Here is a 20,508-nt window from a genome sequence, read left to right on the forward strand (position 1 = left end):
GGAAATTGTGTAAGTAACTGTTGCACCCGGTGCTGCTGCCGTACTCCCGGTTTTGGTGGTAACGACATCGGCACTAGCAGCAACAATTGTAGTTGAGACTTGAGAGATGGGTTGGGAACTATTGTTGTTAGCTAGATTTGGGTCGAAAGTGCTGGAGGTGCTATAGGCCGTGTTAGTTAAGGCAGCGCCGAGTGTTGGGGGAACTATTGCGGTTATGGTGCGGGTGGTGCTAGCACCGTTAGCCAGAGTCGGAATCGCCGGCCAGATGACCGTCCTCGTTGTGGGATTGAAACTACCGTTGTTGTCAGTGCTGACGAAAGTTAAGCCCTCTGGGAGCGGATCTTGAATCAGGACGCTTTCGGCGCTGTTTGGCCCGTTATTAGTGGAAGTAATAGTGTAGGTAATCGTGCTGCTGGGTGTGGCGAACAGCGGGCCTTTTTTAACAATGGAAACGTCGGCTACGAGTGTAGGCTGATCTATACTTTCGACTATGACATTGTTAATTTCGTGAATGTTTGTGTTTCCCCCTGTCGAAGCAGCAAAGCCAAATTTAAAAGTACGTGGCACTTCTCCGTTTACGCTTGCCAAATTTGGTATGTCGAGCAGTGTTTCGCCCACATCATCAAAGCGGTCGTTGCTGTTCAAGTCGAAGGCAACTGTCAGACGGTTAGGTGTTGCTGAAGTCGTCGGGAATAAGGTAACTTGAACCCTTCTTTTAGCAGCACTGCGAGTGGTTGTATCTTTATTATCTATGCCAATGGTAATGGGAGTGTTAGTTAAAAATCTATAAGATGTGCTTTGGCTGCCTCTAATTCCTAGTGCATCAGGTGTCGGTCCCGGGCCGCCCACACGCCCTGCCGTGGGATTGGAAAAATTGCCAAACTCGTCTAATCCGACACCTAAATAACCTCCTAAAATACCGGGTGAAGTGGGAGTATTAGTATTCTGAGCATAGCCGAGAGAGCCGCCGAAGCCTCCCGCTTCTGTTGGCGTAGCTGTTCCGTCAATGAGGAAAAAACTAATGCCATCGGCACCAAGGAGGTTACCATTCGGATCAGGGACAGTACCTCTGTTATAGGCAAAGAAATCAAAGGTAACTCTCAGACCCTCCGTGGCAGAGATGGGGTTGTTGTAGATTACAAAAGCTGCTTGGTTAAAGGCGTTTGATGTTAATCTCAAAGTACCTGTTCCGGGTGTATCGCCAATCCCTAAAGCGGGAATAACGCCGTTGGGATTGGCGGCACCTGCGGTTAAGCCTGGGTTAGCTGTAGAGGCGTTGCCAACTCCATATATCCAAGGCCCGATTACTGTTGAATTTTTAAATTCTTCAGCCGCTAAGGTTGCCAGGACTGAGGTGTAGCCCTCTAGGACTTTTTTTTCAAAGGCTAGTTCGGTATTTATTTGTCCTGTAGTAATTTCTAATTTCCAGTCGCCGCCTAGTGCTGCACTCCCTGTTAGATTGTTGGAAGCCGCAACATTTGCTCCTGTTATTTTGCTGAGTTTTTGTATGAATTTTAGACCTGATTCCCCGGCGCCTGTGTTGCAACTTAACAGCAGAATACTACCTGTTTCGTTGAGAGCTTTACCCCACTGCTGCAATTGGCTGGAATAGGTTTCTATATTGTGAATATTGAGTTCTGTTGAGCCGATTTCTACTGATGCTGAGGCGCCGTGAGCAACTATTTGAATGCTGTTGAGGCTGTGCCTCGATGCTGCAATTTCGGCAATTTGTTCGATTCCATCCCGGCTTCTATCGAGCAGGACTACTTCTGTATCGCTTTTCACTCCCCTGAGGAACTCTTGGTAGTTTTCTACTTTTGAATCCACAATTGCTAGATTTTTTCGACTAGCCGTCACTGCTTTATGGCTAGCTTGTCTCAAGATTTTATTCTCCATATTGGTAGATTTCCGTGTGTGTGTAGATGACAAATTTGACAGATTTGGGAGAGTTTTCATTTTTGGTTAATTTGGTTGCTAAATCTAAGCTACCCCTGTTCATAAATGACGATAAACTTTCAACTATAAAGTTTAGAAAATTATTTTTTTGTGAGACATAATAGTTACCTATATTTGTTATGTGTGATGTTAGTCAATCCGTAGACAGGATTTACTGCGATCGCCCTGGGATGTCCTGATGCGGCCGATTGCTGCAACTCCTAACAGGAATAAGGGGTAACAGCCTTTGTGTTAGTCAAGATGCTCTATTTTTGGGAAAAATGATCTCAGGTCTAACGTTAGTTATATGGTAAATTACTTACGGATCCATCAGCATAAGGGGTCTCACCCCTCAGGATAATTTTCTGAGTCGGGTGACATCAAGGCTGGCTCAGACAACTTGAACCGTAAATATACTGAAAATATTAATTTCCTAAAAATTGGCAGATTTTGACTTTGAGGTGCGATCGCTGTTAAAAGTTGAGAGTACCGTATTTCTAGAGATTTATACTTATACTAATTGGGTGTGCAGTAAACTCACAGCCATGTAATAATAGCAACATAGCGCTACAAAAGTTAACAAAAAAAGTTGACAAATTATATCTGTTAATACCAGAATTGCGGTGACAAAAAAGAACGATCGCCCTTGAATACAAAAAGAACGATCGCCCTTTACACCCTCTTTATATCTAAATCATCAAACTGCGTCGATCGCACCCTCTAACGCGGCTTGCTAAGCGTCAATATCGAGTTCGCGCACTAAAAAAGCCCATTCATCAGCCAATTCTTCAATCACTTTAGCAGTAGGTTTGCCGCCCCCGTGTCCCGCTTTAGTTTCAATCCGAATTAACACGGGTTTTTCTCCCGCGTGGGTTTCTTGCAAAGCAGAAGCAAACTTGAAACTGTGGGCCGGAACCACGCGATCGTCGTGATCGGCAGTTGTAATCATTGTCGCCGGATAAGCCGTTCCCGGTTTGAGGTTGTGCAGGGGAGAATAGCCGTAAATTGTCGGAAATTCCTCGGCATTATCGGGAGAACCGTATTCCGAAGTCCAGGCCCAACCAATGGTAAACTTGTGGAATCGCAGCATATCCATAACCCCGACTGCGGGCAATGCCGCGCCGAACAATTCCGGTCGCTGAGTCATGCAAGCCCCTACTAATAAACCGCCGTTGCTACCGCCTGCGATCGCCAATTTGGCAGGTTTGGTGTATTTGTTTTCGATCAGCCATTCAGCGGCGGCGATAAAGTCGTCAAACACGTTTTGCTTGTTCAACTTTGTCCCTGCTTGGTGCCATTCTTCGCCGTACTCGCCGCCGCCCCGCAAACAGGCGATCGCATAAACTCCGCCCAGATCCAGCCACACGACATTGCTAATCGAAAAACTTGGAGTTAGCGACACGCCAAAACCGCCGTATCCGTAAAGATAAGTGGGGTTATTGCCATCAAGCTGCAAGCCTTTTTTGTGCGTGATAAACATCGGTACTTGCGTGCCGTCTTTGCTGGGATAAAATACTTGCTTTGTCTCGTAATCGTCGGGGTTAAAATCTACATTCGGTTGGCGGTAAATTGTGCTTTCGCCTGTCACCATGTTGTAGCGGTAAATCGTGTTTGGTGTAGTGAAACTCGTGTAAGCATAAAAAGTTTCGGTATCGTACCGCTTGCCACCAAATCCTCCCGCCGAACCGATTCCCGGCAAAGCTATTTCTCGCGTGAAACAGCCGTCTAAGTTGAAGATTTTAATTTGAGTGTAAGCATCTTTCAGATAAGAAGCCACAAATTGATTGTTGAGGATGCCAATACCTTGGAGGGTTTCGGCTGCTTCGGGGATAATTTCTGTAAATTTCCCTTGACTGTCATCGCCAGCGAGGGATAAAGGAGGGGAGTTGTTGGTGTCGATCGCAATTACCCGGCCACAGGGTGCATTTAAGTCAGTTTGAAACCAGAAGATAGGGCCTTCATTGTCGATGAAGCTGTACTCTGCCTCAAATTCGTTAATCAGTTCTACAACGGGCGATTCAGGGGCAGTTAAGTCTTTATAGAAAATCAGGTTTTTTGTTTCAGTTCCCTGCCAAACTGATACAATTAGATATTTGCCGTCTTCAGTGACGCCGCCGCTAAATCCCCATTCTTTTTGGTCTTGGCGAGCGTATATTAATACGTCTTCAGATTGGGGCGTGCCGATTTGGTGGTAAAACAGTTTTTGGTAATAGTTAACTTCTTCGTGCTTGCTTTTTTCGTTGGGTTCGTCGTAGCGGCTGTAAAAAAAGCCTTTACCGTCGTGAGTCCAAGATGCGCCTGAGAATTTCACCCACTTTAAATGATCGGATAAATCTGCGCCTGTTTCGATATCGCGGACTTTCCATTCTTGCCAATCCGAGCCGGAAGTTGACAAACCGTAAGCCATATGTTTGCCGTCTTCGCTGATAGCTACGCTACCCAAAGCAACGGTTCCATCTTCTGAGAGTGTGTTGGGGTCAATTAATACTTTGGGTTCGCCGTCAAGGGATGTTAAAGTATAGAGTACGGATTGGTTTTGCAGACCGTCATTCTTGTAGTAGAAATAGCGAGATCCTTCTTTGAAAGGTATGCCGTATTTCTCGTAATCCCAAAGTTGAGTCAGACGCTGTTTGATTTTTTCGCGCGCCGGAATTTCGTTGAGGTAGCCGAAGGTGACTGCATTTTGGGCTTCCACCCAAGCTTGGGTTTCCTCTGAGTCAGGATTTTCCAGCCACCTGTAAGGATCGGGTACTTTGACGCCGTGGTAGTCGTCTGTTTGGTCGATTTTGCGGGTTGTGGGGTAGCTTAAAGGTCGATCGAATAGGGTCATGGTTTTTTACTCTCGGTAACTTTGTCCAGTTTACCCTTTCGCGGCAGTGACGACAGGGAACAACAAAACTCAACACCAAATACCAAATACCCTACAGGTTGAAACCTGTCGCTACACAGATCAAACCCGCCGACGCGGGTTTGAGATATTACAAATTTGTGATTACGAGCCTCCACGAAGCAATCACAGAAGTTTGGGATATAGCTATCGTCCCACCCATTCTGAACTCTTCCTCCTATCTTCTCTTCCTTCGTGACAATAGCGCTAACGTGCCACTTCGCTAACGCACCTCGAAGCGGTTCGTTTCTATTACTTTTCAATCACTAATCACCCGTTTTTAACTAATCCAACTCCCTCCTTCCTTCCAAAGCGCGAGCTAATGTTACTTCATCGGCATATTCCAAATCTCCCCCCATCGGCAAACCAAAAGCTATGCGCGTCACTAGGGTAAAAGGTTTTAATAAGTGACCGATATAAAGAGTAGTAGTTTCGCCTTCCACGCTGGGACTAATAGCAATAATTACTTCCTTAATCTTTTGCTGACTGACGCGCCGGACTAATGGTTGAATGTTCAATTGTTCCGGGCCAATTCCATCCATCGGCGAGATAACGCCACCAACAACGTGATATTTGCCCATATATTCCCGCGTTTTTTCTAAAGCGATTACATCGCGGGATTCTGACACTACACAAATGGTATGACTGTCGCGGTTTGTATTGCGGCAAATTTCGCAAACAGGGTCAGCAGATAAGTGAAAGCATACTTGACAGAAACCTACTTGCTGTTTGGCATCAATCAAAGATTTAGCGAGGGCTTGCACTTCTTCGTCCGGCCGCTTCAAAATATGTAAAGCTAAACGCTGGGCTGTTTTTGGGCCGACTCCGGGCAAGCGCTGCAATTGTTCGATTAAACGAGCTAAAGGTCGAGTGTACATGAAGGTTAAAAATTAAAACACGGTAATGACTAATGACTAATCATCCTCCACTAACTTTAGCTTTATAGCCGAGTTTTGTGAGAATTTCGAGAAGTTGTTGAGCTCGATCGCCCTGAAGTTCGATTTCATTTTCCTTAACCGTCCCTCCTGCACCGCATTGAGCTTTAAGCTGCTTTGCTAAAACTGCCAAAGTTTCAGGTTTTCCCTGAAACCCGGTGATGACAGTGACAGTTTTGCCGCCGCGGCCTTTCCGAGACGCTTGCACTCTCAAATTTTGTTGAGCAGGCGGGACTTCGGCAACTCCTCTTTCGAGGGCGGCCGAATTGTCAACATTGCCAAACTCGGAGTAAACTATTCGTTTGCCGTCTGTCGTCTTGATATCACAATCTTTGCGTTTTTGGGCTGCCATATGTTAAAATGCCGGAACTTTTTTTAGGGGTATTTCTAGTTTTAGCGGGTTGGGGTATGGTTGCGATCGCTCGTTTGCGATCCCATCTTCTACCTATTGTATGAACCCGTCAAGGATTCAAGGAATTATAATGAAATTTGTTCGATCGGCTCAAGTCCCCAAGCGATTTGGTACGATCGACACCAAGCCTATAGCTTACCCGCGAATCTAAAAAATCTAAAATCTAAAATCTAAAATCAAATGACTGTCACCCCCCTGCATCTCACCACCGAAACCAGCCCCCAACGCCCCGACTCCCTCGGCAGATTTGGCAAATTCGGCGGCAAATACGTCCCCGAAACCCTGATGCCGGCTTTATTTGAACTAGAAGCCGCTTTCCACCAATACCGCAGCGAACCGGAATTTCAACAGCAACTCCAACAATTGCTCAAAGATTATGTCGGCCGCCCCAGCCCTTTGTATTTCGCCGAACGCCTCACAGAGCACTATGCTAAAGCAGACGGAACCGGCCCGCAAATTTACCTCAAACGCGAAGATTTAAACCACACCGGTGCTCACAAAATCAACAACGCTTTAGCTCAAGCATTGCTGGCAAAACGCATGGGCAAAAAGCGGGTAATTGCTGAAACTGGTGCCGGTCAACACGGCGTTGCTACTGCTACAGTTTGCGCTCGTTTCGGTATAGAATGCGTTGTCTACATGGGCGTTCACGACATGGAAAGACAGGCTTTAAATGTGTTTAGAATGCGCTTGATGGGCGCCGAAGTGCGGCCTGTGGCGGCGGGTACGGGAACGCTGAAAGATGCCACTTCCGAAGCGATTCGCGACTGGGTGACAAACGTGGAGACAACTCATTACATTCTCGGTTCCGTAGCGGGCCCGCATCCTTACCCGATGATGGTACGCGATTTCCATGCGGTAATCGGTGAAGAAACGCGGGCTCAGTGTCAGGAAAAGTGGGGTGGTTTGCCGGATATTTTATTAGCTTGCGTCGGCGGCGGTTCTAATGCAATGGGTCTTTTCCACGAGTTTGTCGGGGAAGAAACTGTCAGATTGATTGGTATTGAAGCGGCGGGCGAAGGTGTGGAAACGGAAAAACACGCTGCTACTTTGACTAAAGGAAGTGTGGGAGTTCTGCACGGGGCGATGAGTTATTTGCTGCAAGATAATGAAGGTCAAGTGATTGAGCCACATTCGATTAGTGCGGGTTTGGATTATCCGGGTGTGGGGCCGGAACACAGTTATTTGAAGGATGCGGGCAGAGCTGAATATTATAGCGTAACTGATGCAGAAGCGCTGGGAGCATTTCAGCGGCTTTCACAGTTGGAGGGGATTATTCCGGCTTTGGAAACTGCTCATGCGATCGCCTATTTGGAGACTCTGTGCCCGCAGCTAACAGGCAATCCGCGCATTGTGCTGAACTGTTCGGGACGGGGCGACAAAGACGTGAACACTGTGGCGAAAGTTCTGAATATCTAGTTTAGCGGAATGTGGGGCGATCGCCCTGTAGGAATCGGTAACAATTAACTTTATTTCTCGTTTGATTTCATGTCCAAAGCTTTGGTTTTTATGTGTTTGGGATTGTTGACAATCCTGCCTAAGTGTGACACCTCCATTCCTACGCGATCGCTGCCACAAACTCCCATGAATACTAATGTTGCTTCGAGTGCTATTACTGACTTAGAAAAAGCGGTTAACCAACAGATAAATCAATACCGAGCATCTAAAAAGTTGCCGCCGCTGAGTATCGATCCGCGAATTAGTCAGGTAGCAAGAATTCACAGCGAAGATATGGCTAAGGGTAAAGTAAGTTTTAGCCACGATGGATTTGAAGGGCGGGCGAAAGCAATTACGGTTCCTTATCAAAGTGTAGCTGAAAATCTTGCTTACAATTTTGGCTACAACGACCCGGTACGCAATGCTGTTGAGGGTTGGATTAAAAGTGACGGCCACCGTAAGAATATGGAAGGTCAGTTTAATGTGACAGGTATTGGGGTTGCCAAAAATGCCAAAGGCGAGTATTATTTTACTCAGCTTTTTGTTCGCAGTCGGTAAGCTGAAGGAAGAAGGAAGAGGGAAGAAGGCAGTCAACAGTCAACAGTCAACAGTCAACAGTCAACAGTTACCAATAATGGAATTTGCAGATTTTCAAGTGTGCGATGGTGATATTCCCCATTCTCTCTTATCTTATTATTTGACTGCGCCGGCGATCGCCGTTGATACGGAAACAATGGGTTTGCTACCTTGGCGCGATCGCTTGTGTTTGGTGCAGTTGTGCGATCCGCAAGGTAAAGTTGCAGTGGTGCGGATTGCCAAAGGCCAGACTGCGGCGCCGAATTTAAAGAAGTTAATGGAAGCCGAAAGTATTGAGAAAGTATTTCATTTTGCGCGCTTTGATATGGCAACAATGCGTTACAATTTAAGTATTGACATTGCACCAGTTTTCTGCACCAAGCTAGCTAGTAAACTTGCTAGAACTTATACCAACAAACACGGATTGAAAGAATTAATTCTAGAACTCGAAAAGGTAGAATTAAATAAAACATCTCAAAGTTCCGACTGGGGAAATGCGACTAATCTTTCTGACGATCAACTAAATTATGCTGCTAACGATGTCCGCTATTTGCTGAGCGCTAAACAAAAGTTGACTGCTATGTTGCAGCGAGAAGAACGGTGGGAAATTGCACAGCAATGTTTTCAGTGTTTGCCAGTTTTTGTGAGTTTGGATTTATTGCAGTATAAGGATGTTTTTGAACACGCTTGAGACTCGTGCATTTAAAAACCTCTCGCTCGGAGTAGGCGATTGATATAATTCATCTGTGTTTATCTGTGTTTATCTGCCTGTATCTGGGGTTAAAAAAAGAGAATTTCGGGATCGCAGATGACAATGGATTCACGCAAATTCACGCAGATGAAGAAAGAGAATAGAGAGCTGAATAATTCCGATGCTAACAGATTGGATATTAAATCCCTACTGCACAAACTTTCGTCTACGCGGACTAATAAATAAAGGAGAAATATAGGCAGAAACCGGGTTTGTGAGGTAAGCGAGTCCGATCGCGAAAACAGTCATCTATGGCTGATTAGGGCTGATCCGGATTGTGTTCGTGCAGCAAAGCTTCCATTTGGTCGTCAAGATTTCTAATCACCTGTTCCAAAGCGGGCAACCCCTCTAAAGGCAAAGAAGAAAGCCGAGTTTGATCGCGAATTTGATTCACTTTCCGCTGCAATTCTTCGGCAAGCCGCAGCGCGTCCCGACTCAAATTAGACAACTGCTGCTGCTGGTAAAACCTCAAAGCTGCCCCCCGTAAAACTTGCAGGGTGGCTTCTTCCTTGCCACCCACCGTCATTACCCGTAAGCGCAACAGCAAATGAGTGTTTTGATATATGCGTTCAACTTCGACTTGTTTGGGCTGTTCCACCGGGCCAGCAGGCATATCTGTCAGCCGCTTCAACTCCTCAATGACCTCTTGGAACAGGACGATATCGATACCTTCGAGCATCGATTTCAAAACGCCGTCTTGACTCCAAAGAATGCGGCCGTGGGACTGGTGCCGCTCAAAAAATAGGCGGCCGATACCCTCTCGCAGCACTCTACCGAGCAATTCTTGCAGCAGTTGGGGCGCGGGCAAAGCTGCCAAAACTTCCACTCGGCTTGACAAGTGCAAGGCCTCGACATTCAAAACCGATAGCTGTGTCGGTGTCGGGGGAACCTCAGCGCCCGCAGGTTTAAACCGCTCAGGAGTGGGCATCGAGGGTTCGGGCCCTGACAGCAGCGTTTCTGCTGTGGGGCCTGAAGTTGCTGATGCGGGATTTTTGGGTGTTGGGGCTGCGGCGGTTTCTGTCGGGCTAGGTACTTTGAGCTGGCTCCCGTGGAGCAAGTAAGCTGAGAGCATCGAGCGCTGAGTTTCCGAGGTAATTTGCTCAGTTGTGACTGAGCAATTCATGTAAGCTAAAATCCGCTGCACGTAGTCCAAGGCCGAGTCATCTTGGGCATCGACTACGCCCAATTTAAACAGATTACCTTCTAGAGATAAAGGCAAAACTTGATAGTAAAGGCAAGCTTCAAAGGGGACAACTGTGTCGATTAGTTGAAATATTCGATCCGAGTCCATTGTAGCTGCCGAGTCTGTTGAAGATGTTGTATATACCATTAGCTGCTTTGTAGTTGGAAGCGCGATCGAGCGCGACGCACCAACCTGATGCGATAAAATTAAACGCTGCAACTTCCCTGACGGAGGAATTGGCCTAACAACAGGAAGCTTTTATTAAAGAAAAATCCTTAGTCCCAGAATTTTCTCTCTTCTGTATTGCAGCCTCAAATTCTACCAAAAGATTGAGAACTAGATGATGACTAGCGCACTCTAGACCCACTATCATCGATCGCCCAAGACAGATTCCCGTGGCTCGCAACAATAGAATTATGTCATGAATACGCAAATATTACAGATGCACCCCAACCGATGATTTACGGACAAGCGCTGAATTTAGGATTGGTTAAAAAATCCTCAAAAGTCGATCGTGCTGCTAGTATCTTAGCCCAGACAGTTGACTGCGATCGTCTTCGATCACGATCATCACCGCAGCGCTACGATATCCCGATCGATCTAACCTGATTTGATACAAGGGGCATCGCGCGCTTTTCCACGGGGAAACTCGCAGCACTCTGTGGCTGTTGGGGAATTGATTTGTAGCGCGGATTCCGAAAAATGCTACCGCCAATTCACAATTAGCAATTGCCCGCCACCCATTACCAATCTACTCGTTGCGGAGCGATTGAGCTGCTAAATAAAGTTTGCTCCACTCGCCGATGACTTGATTGGTTTTCAGCTTTAATTCAGATGCGATCGTCTCTACACTTTTCCCGGCTTTCAGCGATTCTACCAACTGCCGCTGCACCGGCGTGAGGTTTTGTAAATATTGCTCCCACTGAGCCGGAGTCAAGCCCAAACTGTGTTCTTGGAGCGAAGTTTCCAGCCAGTTGGCGACTAATTCCGGTGCTTGTTTGACCGCAAAAACCCGAATCGCGTGGTAACTGACTTTTTCTCGCAAGCGGTAAATTTGCTTGATCGGAACCTTCAAATCCTCGGCAATTGCCTCTTGGGAACGGCCTTGCAGGTAAAGCCGCAGCCACCGGGAAGCCAGCGGATCGACTTCAGCGGCTAAATAATTCTCAAATTCTTGTTGAACAATCTGCCGCTGAGTTTGCTGCTCTTCCCAAGCTTGATTTTCTCGATACTCGGACATTGCCTGTTCGTCTAGCAGGCTGAGTGGTTCGTCTGTATCGTCGGGTAGAACCTGTTCCGACACCAGCCGCACCCAGTCTCCAGCAGGCACTTGCGTCAACCCGCCCCGCTGGGCACGCCGCAGGTAGTTGACAAAACGGTACACCAGCAGCGGCTGGTTGCGGATCGGCCGTAAGCAGTATTCTTCTGTGCTCGCTAGCAGCAAAGCATTTCGCAGGCGTCTGTCTGAGGTGCATTCGGCAATCCAGGCGACTTGCTGCTGCAGGTAGCGATCGGAATTGAGCATTTCCTGAATCACTTCTTGTAGTACCTCCACCGCACTCCGCTGTCTGTCGCGACTCAGGGAAACCCACGCTTGGATTTTTTGCCGGAGCACAACCAAACCGCCGAGCCGCCCGATCAAGTTGCGGTAAGCTTTTTCTGGGGGTACTCCCAGATACCGAGAAATCAAAATTCGATATAAAAAGTCGATCGCCCCAGAGGCGACAGACAATTGAGTTGGGCTAAGAGTGTCAAATCTTTCGGGCTTGTCTCCCAACAGCCAGCGGACAACACTCTCGCGAGTGCTAGAACTCTCCTGCGGGCAATCTTGTTCGAGTCGAGACTTCCAATCTTGTCCTAGTCTTTGGGCCAAGGTCATGGGCTGTCGAGAATATTGTCTTTCACCCCCGATTTTACGTGGTATCCTGGATTTTTGAGTATTTTTCAGATATACGATCGCGCGATCGGATAAATTACCTTAAATTACCCTAAACAAAATTCCATTACGGTGCGATATGCCTAACTTTTTATTAGAACTCGGTACAGAAGAATTGCCCGCATCTTTTGTCTCAGGCAGCGCCCAGCAGTGGCAGCGACTTGTACCTGCAACGCTGGCAGAAGAATCCTTGACAAATGACTCTATTAATGTATACGCTACTCCGAGGCGTTTGGCCGTTCTCGTGAAAGGACTGCCAGTTCAGCAATTAGATAGAGAAGAAGAGGTAAAAGGGCCACCCGCAAGTTCGGCTTTTAAAGATGGCAAACCGACGAAAGCAGCCGAAGGTTTTGCGAAAAAGCAGGGCGTAGAAATTGATGCTTTGGAAGTTCGCGCTACCGAGAAAGGCGATTTTGTGTTTGTGCTCAAAAAGATTCCGGGGCGGATGACAGCGGATATTTTGACAGAACTTGTGCCGCAGTGGATTAATAAGTTAGAAGGCAAAAGATTTATGCGGTGGGCCGACGGAGATTTGAAGTTTCCGCGCCCGATTCGATCGATGGTGGCGCTGTTGGATGATACTGTACTGCCAATTACATTGGTCAGCGGTTCGGATACTGTCAAGAGCGATCGAATTTCCCAAGGACACCGGGTGTTATACACCCCCCCTACACCCCTGGGAGGGGTCTCGATTCCCCAAGCCGAGGATTATGTCGAGTGTCTGCGGGCTGCTTGCGTGGAGGTCGATCGAACCCAGCGCAAAAATCAAATTAAAGCACAAGTAGAAGCCGCAGCGACAAAACAAGGCGGTTACGCCGACATTACCGAAGATTTGTTAGAAGAAGTCACCGACTTAGTCGAATGGCCGAACGCAGTTGTCGGCAAATTTGACGAGGAATTTTTGATATTGCCGCCGGAAGTAATCACCACAATTATTGTTACAAACCAGCGGTATTTTCCCATCCTCAAAAGCCCCGATTATCCCGAACTTCTGCCCTATTTCATTACAATTTCCAACGGCGACCCGGCTAAAGCGGCGATTATTGCCGCTGGTAACGAGCGAGTAGTGCGAGCGAGATTGGCAGACGGTCAGTTTTTCTACAAAGCAGACTTGGTAAAACCGCTAGAGGATTATTTGCCCAAGTTGGCAACAGTTACTTTCCAGGAAGATTTGGGGACAGTACGCGCAAAGGTCGAGCGACTCTGCAAGATTGCCAGCCTCCTAGCTACTCAACTGCAAATAACAGACGAACAACAAGCTTACATAGCAAGAGCAGCCTTACTTTGCAAAGCCGACCTCGTAACCCAAATGGTTTACGAACTTCCAGAAATGCAAGGAATCATGGGGCAGAAATACGCCTTAGCAAGTGGCGAATCGGAAGAAGTAGCCACAGCGATTTTTGAACATTATTTGCCAAAAGGTGCGGGCGACAATTTGCCTCAAACTCTGACTGGTCAAATTGTCGCAATAGCCGACAAATTAGATACTTTAGTCAGCATCTTCGGCTTGGGAATGTTGCCGAGTGGTTCATCCGATCCCTTCGCTTTGCGCCGCGCTGCTAATGCAATAATTAACATTATTTGGGCGGCTCAGTTGCCAATCAATTTGCACCAGTTGCTTGCAGAAGTTGTTACCGAATTTACCGCAGCCCGCCCGCAAACCTCGGCGGAGTTGCTGGATCAGTTATACGAGTTTTTCTTGCAAAGAATTCGGACTTTGTTGCAAGAAGAAAAGAATGTAGATTACGATTTGGTAAATGCCGTTTTGGGAGAAAACGACCCAGAATATACTGAACGAGCATTGAGAGATTTGTTAGACGCACTGGAAAGAGCGCTTTTCCTACAACAAATCCGCAATGACAATACATTGGATCTAATTTACGAAACAATCAACCGTTCAACTCGTTTGGCGGCTCAAGGTGATTTGGATAAAATAGAATTGGAACCGAAAACGGCGGTGAAACCGGAGTTATTTCAAAAGTCGTCTGAACAAGCTTTCTATGATGCAGTCGTGCAGTTAGTGCCGCAAACGCTGCTATCCAAACAAACTCGCAATTACCAGCAGTTGGTAGATAGTTTGACTGAAATTGCTCCGACTGTCAGCAACTTTTTCGACGGGCCAGAAAGCGTTTTGGTGATGGATTCTGACCCGGAAATTAAGCAAAATCGGTTAAATTTACTGGGTTTGCTGCGGAATCATGCGCGGGTGTTGGCTGACTTTGGGGCGATCGTGAAAGGTTAAAATTGACAAGATTTGAGTCCGCCGGGGATTGAAAACCTCCGCTTCAGTCCGCCGGGGGTTGAAACCCCCGTCTCAAAGTGAAAGTCCTCTTAAGACGACTGAAACCCACACATACCAAACTTTTCAGTCAGTTTTAACTGACTTTAGCTGTTAGACAGGGGTTTTCAACCCCTGGCGGGCCTGGCGGCAAACGAGTGGGCCTGCCGACAAACCAACTTGAGAAACGTACTTGTTAAAAATCGCCCTCCCAATAACATTAAAGCTTACCAATAAAACGAGTAAATCTATTAGGATTATTGCCGAACCGCGCGCGTCTGGACAGAGTGCGATCGCCCTCTTAAAAAATAAGCAAAAAGGCCAATAGTCAACAACCAATTCAAGGTTAAGATATAAACTTATAAAACCAGGGAAATTCGCTCCATCACACACACAACTTATGCCGATCGCTCATATCATTGGACTAGGAAAATCAGGAATTGCCGCCGCCCGACTGCTAAAACGCGAAGGATGGGAAGTAACGCTGAGCGATCGCTCATCTTCCCCAAACTTGCTCGAACAGCAACAGGAATTCGCTAACGAAGGAATTAAAGTTGAGTTAGGTCAATCTTTGGAACCAGTCCAATCTATAGAATTAATAGTAGTAAGTCCGGGGGTTCCCTGGGACAGTCCAGCATTAGTGCGCGCCAGAGAGTTAGGCATTGAAACAATAGGAGAAATGGCTCTCGCGTGGCGTTACCTCAAATCTCCTTGGGTGGGAATTACGGGCACTAACGGCAAAACCACTACTACTGCTTTAATTGCTGCTATTTTTGCCGAGGCAGGGCTTTACGCTCCCGCTTGTGGCAATATTGGCTATGCTGCGTGTGAATTAGCTTTAGCCGAAAAACCGCCAGATTGGGTAATCGCAGAAATCAGCAGCTATCAGATAGAATCCTCGCCGTTTGTAGCGCCACGCATCGGAGTTTTGACGACTTTGACGCCGGATCACCTCAGCCGCCACAAAACTTTAGAAAATTACTACAACATTAAAGCGCATTTGCTGAAAAAGTCTGAATTGCAAGTAATCAACGGCGACGATCCTTATTTGCGACAGCAAGGAATTGACGTTTGGCCGGATGCGTGTTGGACGAGTGTCAAAGGTGAAAAAGAACTGTTGGGAAATACAGATTTTGGAGCCTATATTCAAGATGGTTGGGTAATAGCTCAAAGCGAGAAAATTCTGCCTGCTGAGTCTTTGCGGATGGTGGGAGAACACAATTTGCAGAATTTGTTAATGGCGGTGGCGGCGGCTAATTTAGCGGGGATAGATAAAAGTGCGATCGCCCGGGCGATCGCTAAATTCCCCGGAGTTTCGCACCGCCTCGAACACATCTGCACGTGGGAAGGGATAGATTTCATCAACGACAGCAAAGCTACTAATTATGACGCCGCCCAAGTCGGGTTGGCTTCTGTGAGCGCACCGGCGATTTTAATTGCGGGCGGTGACGCCAAAGAAGGGGACGATCGCGCTTGGATTGATACAATCAAGGCGAAAGCTGCTGGGGTGTTGCTAATTGGGGATGCGGCAGGTATTTTTGCCGATCGGCTCGAACAAGCAAATTACAACGCTTGGGAAATAGTCGAAACAATGGAACGAGCCATCCCGCGAGCAGCAGAATTAGGCAAACAAAATCATGCTAAAGTAGTGCTGCTTTCTCCAGCCTGTGCTAGCTTCGATCAATACCAAAACTTCGAGCAACGGGGCGATCATTTCCGCCAATTGTGTCTCGAATCGCTTGCTAAAGAGTAGAGCTAGATATAGATCGCACGCGATATCTTTAGGGACACGGCATTGCCGTGTCCTGCCCCGGGAGCTGCGACTTTATAGATGTGTAAGTCTTCAAACTGTCTTCCAAATATCCTTAATTCTAGCCTGCTGTTCCCATTCTAGTTCACCAAAAACTAGCATCATTTCCTCATGAGTGTAATCAATAATAATCGCCGCCAATTGAGCCACCGTTTCCGCTTCCAGCATTGCTAGTTTCAATTTGGTCATTGCTTCTTTATTCATTAACACGAAACTTTTAATTTTTACCTCATTTTTATTTTAATTGTGCCTGCAAATCTCTTTCAGTTGTGCATTAAAAGTGGCAACCTGAGTAGCATTTACTCTATCAAAGTTGCGCGAAGATATTTTTAATTCTTCGCTGCAAATCTGAGAGCGCAATTTTTCATCAATCTCCAGAATCTGACCTTCAGAAGTGACAGTTTTTTGCAACAAAATTGCGATTTCTCTTTCCAGTTGGCGATAGCCTTGCTGAAAGAAATCTTGAGAGTTAGAACGAAACAAACCGCTATTGACTTCCTGAATTGGGCTAGGTGTCAGCGATTGAGCCGAGACAGCAGCCGGAAATCCCAAAGATGCTGCTAGCCACCAGCTAGAAATTATCTGTTTGAGAATGCTGTTCATCACTTTCGGGAGGATTTTGTACCTCAGTTGGTTTCTCGTCTTCTGACTCGCTTGCTAATTCATCTTCTTGTTCAAGTTTTTCTTGCCACTCGACAAGCTGCTGAAAAAGTTTCGGGTTAATTTCAAATACGGGTTTGTTGGTTTCTGACATATTTACTCCTAACATTTATTACATTTAACTGGTTCCCAGGCAGAGCCTGGGAACCGCTGTCGAGAGGCTCTGCCTCGCTTTTTCAGCAGGAAAATTGGAGGCAGAGCCTCCGGATCTGCGTTACCAGGCAGAGCCTGGAAACAAGTAGAAAAACAATTATGTCGATCGGAATTTACGCTCAAACCTTCAGCAGCGACATAATTATGCCTGTTAAGGAACCACCAAGCAAAGCTAAAGTAGCTAAGGTACTAATGCCAAATCCTGCCGCTCTTTTTTCGGCAGCTTGATAGTAACCCCAAGCAAACAAAATGCGTCCAATTATCCAAACTGCACCGATACCGGCGCCCCAAATTGGGCTGATAAATTGCGAGAACAGCCACAGCGAGGGCAAAAATAGAATCATTTGCTCTAAGGTATTTTGCTGAACTCGCAACACTCGCTCAAAGTCTGGGTTTCCTGTCATCTGCGGGGGAGAAACTTTGTGTTTGAATCTAGCTCTGCCGACGTTGATGGTAACAACGAAGTAGAGAATTAATGCTGAAACAGTAATTAGACTAGGCCAAAGTGTCGCGTTTGCTTCTGCGAGCATGATTCGGTATTATTGGGGTGGAGTATATATCTTGATTATAAATCAATTATTGCCGATCGCGTTATTCATCGCCATTCCGTCATTCAAGAGAGGGGATTTGATTCAACTGCTGGGTATTAGTGGCGCTGCAATTGCTTTCGGGTTCCGGGACATCTTCTAAAACTTGCTGGCTGGGATTTTGATTCTTTTGCTCGCACCTGCATACGGCTACAAGCCCCCGACTCTTGTCGTAAGCAGCCCCAAATTTTAGATTTTTGTTCAAGCTCCCACATTGATCAGTGGAGTCAATCTAAAATCTAAAATCAGTCGAGTAAATTTACAATCTAAAATCTAAAATCTAAAATCTAAAATCGACTGACCGCATCTGCATACGGATACAAGCCCCAGACTTAAGGAGATTATTTTGCTCAACCATATTCGAGACCGTCTTAAATATTTCACCAGGAGCAGGATTCCTCGAGAGCATCTAAAGCAAATACGAGTTGATTTGTTGGAAGAATCAACCCTAGATATTGACTATCTTGTCTTAATTCTCGGCTCCTGTATAATCGCTACCTTTGGACTGCTTGCCAACAGTGCGGCCGTCATTATCGGTGCTATGATCATTGCCCCTCTGATGTTGCCAATCCGAGGGTTAGCATTTGGAGCGGTAGAAGGTAACGTTATCCTCTTCCGCAAAGGTTTAATTTCATTAGCAGTCGGGACGGTGCTAGCAATTTTTCTAGCTTGTTTTTTGGGCGCTTTGATACAACTTCCCAACTTTGGGAGCGAAGTTCTAGCTCGTTCTAAACCTACATTACTAGACTTAGGAATTGCGATCGCCGCTGGGGGAATCAGCGGCTATGCGAAAGTTCAGCCCAAAGTTTCTGCTACTCTGGCGGGAACTGCGATCGCCGTGGCTCTCATGCCGCCAATTTGTGTTATAGGTTTAGGCTTATCTCAAGCTAATTGGTCGCTCAGTTTGGGAGCAAGCCTCCTGTATCTTACTAATTTGCTGGGGATTACTCTCTCCTGTATGCTAACCTCTTTAATGGCCGGCTACACGCCCCTGCATCGCGCTGGTAAAGCCCTCTTTTGGGCGCTAGCATTGACGGCTATACTTGTGATTCCTCTGGGGGTGAGTTTTGCGGAATTGATCGAGCAAGCGCAACTCGAAGCCAGTCTGAAGCGGGCGTTGCTTAACCGAACTATCACTTTTCAACGGGTGGAACTGATTAAAACTGATACTAACTGGTTGGCAAAACCGCCGGAGGTTCGTCTGATTGTTCGCAGCAGCGAAGCTTTGACACCCAAACAGGTGCAGCTTTTAGAAGCATTTGTCGAAAAAGAAATGGGCCAAAAATTTACCCTAATTTTTCAAGTCAGTCAAGTTGAAGAAGTGCGGGGATTGACCCTGAATAAGTCCCGCTCGAAACCGAAGCGTTAACTATTTTTTCCCTAATTGTATGACCCCAGAAACTCTAATTCACGAAGCGACTATCGAGGGCAATCTGAAGCAATTTCTCTTAGTCCTATTAGTTTCCTTAAGTGTGGCGATACTGCCGCAACTATGGGGCTGGTTGCGCCAAATTCCCTACACGCTGCTTTTAGTAATTGTCGGGTTGGGTTTGGCTTTTATAGACGTGCGATTGGTGTCGCTCTCGCCCGAACTGATTCTGTTGATTTTTTTGCCGCCTCTTTTGTTTGAAGCTGCTTGGAATCTGGAATGGTCTAAACTCAAGCGGGATTTAGTGCCGATCGCTCTTTATGCGGTTTTGGGTGTTGTTATTTCGGTTGCTGGCGTGGCTTTTGCTCTCAACCAAATAGCTGGAGTTTCTTTAGGAGTCGCCCTGTTGGTAGGAGCTAGTATATCTGCTACAGATCCTGTTTCAGTTATTGCATTGTTCCGGGAATTAGGAGTTGAAAAACGCCTAGCTTTGCTGGTGGAGGGAGAGAGTTTATTTAATGATGGCATTGCTGTTGTTGCCTTTAGTTTTTTGGTGGGATTCTCTTTAGGGACGGATGAAGTTGGCATCCCATTTCTGGTGGGGCGTTTCTTAGCTTTTGTGGGAATTGGGATTGCTGTCGGGAGTGCGATCGGTTTTGGTATCTCCTATCTAACCCAACGGTTTGATTTACCTTTGGTGGAGCAATCGTTAACCTTAGTTTCAGCCTATGGCACTTATATAATTGTTGAGGAATTGGGTGGTTCTGGGGTGATTGGTGTGGTGGTGATGGGCTTGATATTTGGCAATTTCGGCTCTCAGATAGGTATGCAACCCAGTACCAGACTCGCGGTAACACAATTTTGGGATTTTTTGGCGTTTTTTGTAAATTCGATCATGTTCCTGCTGATTGGCGATCGGATTAGTTTTGCTGGTTTGCAAGCGAATTTAGGAGTGATTGGCATAACTGTGGTGGCGATGTTTGTGACGCGAGCGATCGCTATTTTTGGCTTAGGATGGTTGAGCAATAGGTTTGCAAAATCAGAAATTTCATTAGCCGATAGAACTGTGATTTGGTGGGGAGGATTGCGGGGTTCTGTATCGATTGCTTTAGCTTTGAGCGTGCCGGAGGTTTTCCCAGAGCGGCAAAAAATTATTGCGATCGTGTTTGGCGTAGTTTTATTTACCCTGCTAGTACAAGGTTTAACCACCAAGGCGCTGCTGGAAAAACTGGGGTTGTTGAACAACCAGGAGTTCCGCCAGCAGTATCTGGAGGCGATCGCCCAACGTGTTGCTGTCAATCGGGTTCTCAAGCATCTATCTGAAGTATCGGGCGATCGTAAAATCGAGCCTGAGTTTTCCAATCATCTCGTGAGTCAGCTTCAAGAAAAATTAAACTTGCTGCAAACAGAAATCAATCAAATGTACGATCGCTCTCCTGAACTGCGGCAGATGACTATCGACAAACTCGAAGGGGATTTGCAGGCAATAGAGGCTGATACTTATGCTGAATTTGTGCGATCGGGTCAATTGAATGAGCTGCCTGTTTCTGTGTTGCGGCAATGTTTTAAAGAGCGGAATGAGACAATTGTTTCTTAATA

General features: G+C 46.6%; 19 protein-coding genes. 8 read left to right on the plus strand and 11 right to left on the minus strand.

Annotation, left to right across the window (positions count from 1 at the left end; all coding sequences use genetic code 11):
- The 4 genes from QUA70_RS12540 to QUA70_RS12555 form a co-directional block, all read right to left on the minus strand.
- On the minus strand, positions 1-1,896 hold a 1,896-nt coding region (locus QUA70_RS12540), incomplete at its 3' end, for a DUF4347 domain-containing protein (RefSeq protein WP_333347342.1).
- Between the two features lie 772 nt (positions 1,897-2,668).
- Positions 2,669-4,765, minus strand: coding sequence for a prolyl oligopeptidase family serine peptidase (locus QUA70_RS12545; protein ID WP_333347346.1), 2,097 nt, complete (start codon positions 4,763-4,765; stop codon positions 2,669-2,671).
- A gap of 341 nt (positions 4,766-5,106) precedes the next feature.
- Positions 5,107-5,700, minus strand: a complete 594-nt coding sequence (gene recR / locus QUA70_RS12550) for a recombination mediator RecR (protein WP_242725844.1) — start codon at positions 5,698-5,700, stop codon at positions 5,107-5,109.
- 40 nt (positions 5,701-5,740) lie between these two features.
- Positions 5,741-6,109 carry a translation initiation factor gene (locus QUA70_RS12555; RefSeq protein ID WP_333347349.1) on the minus strand — a complete coding sequence of 123 codons (369 nt, stop codon included), beginning with the start codon at positions 6,107-6,109 and terminating at the stop codon, positions 5,741-5,743.
- Positions 6,110-6,349: 240 nt separating this feature from the next.
- Between QUA70_RS12555 and trpB the strand changes: the two genes are divergently transcribed.
- From trpB to QUA70_RS12570, 3 genes are all read left to right on the plus strand, one after another.
- On the plus strand, positions 6,350-7,588 hold the full coding sequence (gene trpB / locus QUA70_RS12560) for a tryptophan synthase subunit beta (RefSeq protein WP_333347352.1): 1,239 nt from the start codon (positions 6,350-6,352) through the stop codon (positions 7,586-7,588).
- A gap of 69 nt (positions 7,589-7,657) precedes the next feature.
- Positions 7,658-8,164 (plus strand): CAP domain-containing protein, encoded by a 507-nt coding sequence (locus QUA70_RS12565; RefSeq protein WP_333347355.1) that lies wholly within the window; start codon positions 7,658-7,660, stop codon positions 8,162-8,164.
- 76 nt (positions 8,165-8,240) lie between these two features.
- The gene (locus tag QUA70_RS12570; RefSeq protein ID WP_333347441.1) at positions 8,241-8,873 is read left to right on the plus strand and encodes a ribonuclease D; all 633 of its coding nucleotides are present in this window, start codon (positions 8,241-8,243) and stop codon (positions 8,871-8,873) included.
- Positions 8,874-9,192: 319 nt separating this feature from the next.
- On the opposite strand, the gene QUA70_RS12575 is transcribed toward QUA70_RS12570, so the two are convergent.
- The gene (locus tag QUA70_RS12575) at positions 9,193-10,263 is read right to left on the minus strand and encodes a hypothetical protein (RefSeq protein ID WP_333347358.1); all 1,071 of its coding nucleotides are present in this window, start codon (positions 10,261-10,263) and stop codon (positions 9,193-9,195) included.
- 309 nt (positions 10,264-10,572) lie between these two features.
- Between QUA70_RS12575 and QUA70_RS12580 the strand changes: the two genes are divergently transcribed.
- Positions 10,573-10,725 carry a hypothetical protein gene (locus QUA70_RS12580; RefSeq protein WP_333410437.1) on the plus strand — a complete coding sequence of 51 codons (153 nt, stop codon included), beginning with the start codon at positions 10,573-10,575 and terminating at the stop codon, positions 10,723-10,725.
- A 142-nt stretch (positions 10,726-10,867) separates the two neighbouring features.
- On the opposite strand, the gene QUA70_RS12585 is transcribed toward QUA70_RS12580, so the two are convergent.
- Positions 10,868-11,995 carry a HetZ-related protein 2 gene (locus QUA70_RS12585; RefSeq protein ID WP_333347360.1) on the minus strand — a complete coding sequence of 376 codons (1,128 nt, stop codon included), beginning with the start codon at positions 11,993-11,995 and terminating at the stop codon, positions 10,868-10,870.
- Positions 11,996-12,131: 136 nt separating this feature from the next.
- Here QUA70_RS12585 and glyS point away from each other — a divergent pair, with 136 nt between their 5' ends.
- Both glyS and murD read left to right on the plus strand, forming a co-directional pair.
- Positions 12,132-14,294 (plus strand): glycine--tRNA ligase subunit beta, encoded by a 2,163-nt coding sequence (gene glyS / locus QUA70_RS12590; protein ID WP_333347362.1) that lies wholly within the window; start codon positions 12,132-12,134, stop codon positions 14,292-14,294.
- Between the two features lie 436 nt (positions 14,295-14,730).
- The gene (gene murD / locus QUA70_RS12595) at positions 14,731-16,083 is read left to right on the plus strand and encodes a UDP-N-acetylmuramoyl-L-alanine--D-glutamate ligase (protein WP_333347365.1); all 1,353 of its coding nucleotides are present in this window, start codon (positions 14,731-14,733) and stop codon (positions 16,081-16,083) included.
- A 90-nt stretch (positions 16,084-16,173) separates the two neighbouring features.
- On the opposite strand, the gene QUA70_RS12600 is transcribed toward murD, so the two are convergent.
- The 5 genes from QUA70_RS12600 to QUA70_RS12620 form a co-directional block, all read right to left on the minus strand.
- On the minus strand, positions 16,174-16,344 hold the full coding sequence (locus QUA70_RS12600; RefSeq protein ID WP_333347368.1) for a hypothetical protein: 171 nt from the start codon (positions 16,342-16,344) through the stop codon (positions 16,174-16,176).
- 36 nt (positions 16,345-16,380) lie between these two features.
- The gene (locus QUA70_RS12605) at positions 16,381-16,743 is read right to left on the minus strand and encodes a hypothetical protein (RefSeq protein WP_333347370.1); all 363 of its coding nucleotides are present in this window, start codon (positions 16,741-16,743) and stop codon (positions 16,381-16,383) included.
- Positions 16,712-16,894, minus strand: coding sequence for a hypothetical protein (locus QUA70_RS12610; RefSeq protein WP_333347373.1), 183 nt, complete (start codon positions 16,892-16,894; stop codon positions 16,712-16,714). The genes QUA70_RS12605 and QUA70_RS12610 overlap by 32 nt, the downstream gene beginning before the upstream one ends.
- 178 nt (positions 16,895-17,072) lie before the next feature.
- The gene (locus tag QUA70_RS12615; RefSeq protein WP_333330376.1) at positions 17,073-17,483 is read right to left on the minus strand and encodes an MAPEG family protein; all 411 of its coding nucleotides are present in this window, start codon (positions 17,481-17,483) and stop codon (positions 17,073-17,075) included.
- Positions 17,484-17,562: 79 nt separating this feature from the next.
- Positions 17,563-17,745 carry a hypothetical protein gene (locus tag QUA70_RS12620; protein ID WP_333330373.1) on the minus strand — a complete coding sequence of 61 codons (183 nt, stop codon included), beginning with the start codon at positions 17,743-17,745 and terminating at the stop codon, positions 17,563-17,565.
- A 225-nt stretch (positions 17,746-17,970) separates the two neighbouring features.
- Here QUA70_RS12620 and QUA70_RS12625 point away from each other — a divergent pair, with 225 nt between their 5' ends.
- Together QUA70_RS12625 and QUA70_RS12630 are read left to right on the plus strand one after the other, a co-directional pair.
- Complete coding sequence (locus QUA70_RS12625) at positions 17,971-18,909, plus strand: DUF389 domain-containing protein (protein WP_333410439.1); 939 nt, start codon at positions 17,971-17,973, stop codon at positions 18,907-18,909.
- A 19-nt stretch (positions 18,910-18,928) separates the two neighbouring features.
- Positions 18,929-20,506 carry a Na+/H+ antiporter gene (locus QUA70_RS12630; RefSeq protein WP_333347379.1) on the plus strand — a complete coding sequence of 526 codons (1,578 nt, stop codon included), beginning with the start codon at positions 18,929-18,931 and terminating at the stop codon, positions 20,504-20,506.
- Positions 20,507-20,508: the final 2 nt, after the last annotated feature.

This window comes from Microcoleus sp. LAD1_D5 (assembly GCF_036702115.1).
Lineage (GTDB): Bacteria > Cyanobacteriota > Cyanobacteriia > Cyanobacteriales > Microcoleaceae > Microcoleus.

Coding starts and splice junctions, on each gene's coding strand:
- QUA70_RS12575 (WP_333347358.1), bottom strand. CDS start 10,263: ATGGTATATACAACATCTTCAACAGACTCGGCAGCTACAATGGACTCG.
- QUA70_RS12630 (WP_333347379.1), top strand. CDS start 18,929: ATGACCCCAGAAACTCTAATTCACGAAGCGACTATCGAGGGCAATCTG.
- glyS (WP_333347362.1), top strand. CDS start 12,132: ATGCCTAACTTTTTATTAGAACTCGGTACAGAAGAATTGCCCGCATCT.
- QUA70_RS12580 (WP_333410437.1), top strand. CDS start 10,573: ATGATTTACGGACAAGCGCTGAATTTAGGATTGGTTAAAAAATCCTCA.
- QUA70_RS12585 (WP_333347360.1), bottom strand. CDS start 11,995: ATGACCTTGGCCCAAAGACTAGGACAAGATTGGAAGTCTCGACTCGAA.
- QUA70_RS12600 (WP_333347368.1), bottom strand. CDS start 16,344: ATGAATAAAGAAGCAATGACCAAATTGAAACTAGCAATGCTGGAAGCG.
- trpB (WP_333347352.1), top strand. CDS start 6,350: ATGACTGTCACCCCCCTGCATCTCACCACCGAAACCAGCCCCCAACGC.
- QUA70_RS12570 (WP_333347441.1), top strand. CDS start 8,241: ATGGAATTTGCAGATTTTCAAGTGTGCGATGGTGATATTCCCCATTCT.
- QUA70_RS12565 (WP_333347355.1), top strand. CDS start 7,658: ATGTCCAAAGCTTTGGTTTTTATGTGTTTGGGATTGTTGACAATCCTG.
- QUA70_RS12545 (WP_333347346.1), bottom strand. CDS start 4,765: ATGACCCTATTCGATCGACCTTTAAGCTACCCCACAACCCGCAAAATC.
- murD (WP_333347365.1), top strand. CDS start 14,731: ATGCCGATCGCTCATATCATTGGACTAGGAAAATCAGGAATTGCCGCC.
- recR (WP_242725844.1), bottom strand. CDS start 5,700: ATGTACACTCGACCTTTAGCTCGTTTAATCGAACAATTGCAGCGCTTG.
- QUA70_RS12555 (WP_333347349.1), bottom strand. CDS start 6,109: ATGGCAGCCCAAAAACGCAAAGATTGTGATATCAAGACGACAGACGGC.
- QUA70_RS12615 (WP_333330376.1), bottom strand. CDS start 17,483: ATGCTCGCAGAAGCAAACGCGACACTTTGGCCTAGTCTAATTACTGTT.
- QUA70_RS12610 (WP_333347373.1), bottom strand. CDS start 16,894: ATGTCAGAAACCAACAAACCCGTATTTGAAATTAACCCGAAACTTTTT.
- QUA70_RS12605 (WP_333347370.1), bottom strand. CDS start 16,743: ATGAACAGCATTCTCAAACAGATAATTTCTAGCTGGTGGCTAGCAGCA.